The 3659-nt window shown below is 53.8% G+C and carries 3 protein-coding genes and 1 pseudogene; all 4 read left to right on the top strand.

Annotation, left to right across the window (positions count from 1 at the left end):
* Window positions 1-159: 159 nt before the first annotated feature.
* The 4 genes and pseudogenes from Q1A53_RS23230 (at window position 160) to Q1A53_RS23220 (ending at window position 3591) form a co-directional block, all read left to right on the top strand.
* Window positions 160-1800, top strand: coding sequence for a Mu transposase C-terminal domain-containing protein (locus Q1A53_RS23230; protein WP_299971750.1), 1641 nt, complete (start codon window positions 160-162; stop codon window positions 1798-1800).
* Window positions 1778-2635: a TniB family NTP-binding protein gene (locus Q1A53_RS23225; RefSeq protein ID WP_299971747.1), complete on the top strand. Its 858-nt coding sequence runs from the start codon at window positions 1778-1780 to the stop codon at window positions 2633-2635. Before Q1A53_RS23230 ends, Q1A53_RS23225 begins: the two co-directional genes overlap by 23 nt.
* Window positions 2569-2985 (top strand): annotated as a pseudogene (locus tag Q1A53_RS23525) (TniQ family protein); the annotation flags it as partial. The gene Q1A53_RS23225 and the pseudogene Q1A53_RS23525, both read left to right, overlap by 67 nt.
* Before the next feature lie 129 nt (window positions 2986-3114).
* The gene (locus Q1A53_RS23220) at window positions 3115-3591 is read left to right on the top strand and encodes a hypothetical protein (protein ID WP_299971745.1); all 477 of its coding nucleotides are present in this window, start codon (window positions 3115-3117) and stop codon (window positions 3589-3591) included.
* Window positions 3592-3659: the final 68 nt, after the last annotated feature.

Genomic DNA, 3659 nt, shown 5'->3' with positions numbered 1-3659 from the left:
ATGTCGTTGTGCCTTAGTTGAGGAGAATCTAGTGTAGTTTTCTTGTTATTTTTCAATAGACATCTGTGCCCCTATTTAAGATCTTGTACCTTTAATTAGGATACTGTACCCAAATTTAGGATACAGAACGATCTGTGGATAACTATCGGCGATTTTGGGGTGAAAGCCGCTGTGAAGGCTGAAGGTGTAGCTAAACATCGGGCTGCTGTTCTGCGGCCAATTTTGGAGCTTGAAAAGAAGGGCGACCCAATCAGCAGTGCTATTGGTAATGCGGCATGGGAGTTGGGGCTTGCCAAAAGCTACACTTGGAAGCTCTATCGACGTCTTAAGGAGAACGATGCGCGATCCGTTGCGTTACAGCCGGGTCGTCGTGGACCCAAGCTCGGAAAAGGGCGTCTTGCTCCGGATGTGGAGCGCATCATCAGCACCACCCTTAGCCGCTACTATCTGGTTCGAGAACGTCCAAGTTTTTTGCGCATTTGGCGCGAGATACGCTCAGAGTGTGATGCAAAGGGCTTCCAGCCGCCAACCCGTCGAACAGTTAAGCGGCGGCTTGATGCGATGGACCAGCGGAAGGTCATCTCAAAGCGACATGGTGCGGACGAAGCTGGACAGTTTTTCGCAGCCCGTCCTGGCAAACTCGACGTTCCCGACCCACTTGACGTTGTCCAAATCGATCATACTCAGGCCGATGTATTTTTGGTCGATCACATTGACCGACAGCCTCTTGCAAGACCGAACCTGACAGTGGCGATCGATGTCACCACACGTGTGCTGTTGGGCGTATACGTGAGCTTCGATGCGCCGTCCGTTCTGTCGGTTGCGCTTTGTCTAGATCATTGCGTGCGCCGAAAGACAGTGCATGTGCCCGGCACTCTTGAAGAGCTTACCTGGCCTACGGCTGGTATTCCGAAGGCTGTTCATGTGGACAATGCCCAAGAGTTCCGCAGCAGAGCGTTCAAGTCCGCGTGCGAGGATTGGGGCATTGATGTTTCCTATCGTCCCAAAGGCGGCAAGCATTATGGAGGTCACATTGAGCGCTTGATTGGTACAACTATGGGTTCAGTTCACGTTTTGCCGGGAACGACCCACTCGTCGCCCAAAGACAAGGGTAACTATGACAGCGAACAAAACGCGTCTTTGACGCTGGCTGAGTTTGAAGACTGGCTTCATCTTGAAATCTGTCGGTATCATAACACCCCGCACCGGGCCCTTGGCCGGACACCTCTTGCTGCCTGGAGCGAGTTGGGTGGCGATACAGCAGGGCGGCAGGTTGTCGATGTGGACGCGTTTCGATCGAGCTTCATGCCATTTGAATGGCGCAAGCTTGGCCGCACGGGGATCACGCTTTTTGAAGTGCGCTACTGGAATGATGCGTTCGCGTCCTTAATCGGGCGGGGCAAAGAGAAGGTGCAAGTCAGATTTGATCCGCGGAACCTATCGAAGATTTGGGTGCAGGTAGACGATGGTCGCATGATCGAAGCGCGCTACCGAAATCTCAGTCATCCTGAAATCTCTCTTTGGGAAAGTCGCCGCGCCCGAAAAGAATGGAAAGAAAAGCACGGTGGGCGGATTCATGAAAAGGCGCTGTTTGATATGGTGGACGCGCAAAGGCGTCTGACCGAGGCAGCGCGTCAGAAAACCAAGGCAGTAAGGCTGGGTAAAGAACGGGATGCGCGCCTGCCAAAGGCCCAAAAGCAGCGCGACCCTTCTCGTGAAATGTTCGCGATTGATACCGGCAACCCTGATCTTCCAACCTATCCCATTGATGAGTTTGATGACCCAAAACGAAAGAATTGATCGCATTCGCAGCGACCATTGGATCGCTTTTGATCGCGCGACGATTGTCCTCAATCGACTGACATCATTGATGGAAACGCCGCGACAAAGTCGCATGCCAGGTCTGATGGTCTATGGGAGCTCCGGCATCGGGAAGACGATGATCGCCAAACGTATGGCGAGCAAGTATCCCACTCAATACAAGCGTGATCTCGGGATTACTAAGACACCAGTATTGCTGCTTCAGGCGCCACCCGCACCGGATGAGAGAAGGTTCTACCAACACTTACTATCTACGATTGGCGCGCCCATGTGGGGGCGTCGCACAGTCTCGGAACTGGAGGTTCGGGCGCTGAACCATCTCAGAGACATGGACCTGAAAATGCTCATGATTGACGAGGTGCACAATCTGCTTGCCGGCAGTTACAGAGAACAACGTCGGTTCCTCAACATGCTGAGGTTCCTCGCAAATGAGCTTAGCGTATCGCTCGTTGTCTTTGGCGTTAATGAAGCGCTCGACGCTGTCCGTGGCGATGACCAGCTTGCGCGCCGGCTGGATGAACATTTTTTACCGCTTTGGGAAGACGATGTTGAGTTCTCACGCCTGATCCAAACACTGATCGCGGCCATGGTGCTGGAGAAGCGCTCAAGTCTGACAGTTGCTTCGCTCAGAACGATCCTGAAGGTGACCGGTGGGATCACGTCTCGCATCTTTATCATGATCAAATCCCTGGCTATCGACGCGATTAAATCGGGGGAAGAGAGGATCACAGACGAGGCCGTCACAGCATGGCGGCCGACCTGGAACAAACATGCGTGGACGGTTCCGCGAGAGACGGTCGTAGAGACCGGGTGACCGTCAAGCCTCTACCCCGCCGACCGTTGCCCCTGTGCGATGAACTGCTCTCGAGTTGGCTTAGCCGGCTGGCACAGGCGAACCATTGTTCGACTGACGAACTGTACGGTTACCTTGGCTTGCAACAGGGCAGGGCACTCGACCGTGAGAGCGACCTTGAGCACGTTTGTCCGGACCGATTGTGCGCGGCCGTTGGAAGACACCGAACCGAGATTGCAGCGATGACGCTACCGACTGTGAGCGCACATTCATTGCAGTGTCTGGGGACACGTGAGTTCCAGACCTGCAAACACTGCCGAGCACAGACGCCGGAACTGGTATTGCGTCACTGGCGCTTTGCATGGTCGACAAGATGTGAGCGCTGCGGTTGGGATCTGGTATCGACTTGTTCGCATGGTGTTGTTTCAAGGCGCATGAGGGCGCGTGTGGTTCAAGGTGCAAAATGCTTGGCGTCAGCTGTTGTCACTAGAAACAAAAAGATGCTGCATCAGTTCAGACAAGCTTTGGACCTTCTGCAATTGTGGGGATTGGCGGAGGTAGATGCACTGATCTCGGAGGACCAAGACCAAAGAACAATTGCGCTCGCTGCGATCGAACTCGGATCAAGGCGCTCTTTCCTGCGTGTCGCCCATCGCGTAGGACAAAACAACCGGGTAGCGCAGAGTTCGTTGCGTGCTTTGCCGCGACAGAGTGAGGCCATAGAGAAGGTCCAGAAATGGGCGCGACTTCATGAATATCGATATCCGGAAGTAAAAACGACAAACCGCAAAGCCACGGATCAATGTCCGAACACGGCGAAACTGGCGCCTTCCAACAGAGCGGTTACGGCGGCACGAAGCGCAATCCAAGAACTTGGTTCGGATGCTGACCGATATGCCCTCCTACTCCGCGCGCAAGAAATCTGGCAGGCTCAAACCATCGGTCAAGCGCACCCGACACCTGTGGATAAATCCTAAATAAGGGTACAGAAATGGTCTGAATCGGCCTGAAACGGCTAGTTATTCTCAATTAGGGCACAACGACA

Source organism: uncultured Roseobacter sp. (assembly GCF_947496515.1).
Lineage (GTDB): Bacteria > Pseudomonadota > Alphaproteobacteria > Rhodobacterales > Rhodobacteraceae > Roseobacter.
Note: the sequence above shows the minus strand (reverse complement) of the source record. Positions and strands in the feature narration are given on the sequence as shown.

Bases quoted from the DNA above. Each gene is read 5' to 3' on its own strand.
- Q1A53_RS23220 (WP_299971745.1), top strand. From the start codon at position 3,115: ATGCTGCATCAGTTCAGACAAGCTTTGGACCTTCTGCAATTGTGGGGA.
- Q1A53_RS23225 (WP_299971747.1), top strand. From the start codon at position 1,778: ATGACCCAAAACGAAAGAATTGATCGCATTCGCAGCGACCATTGGATC.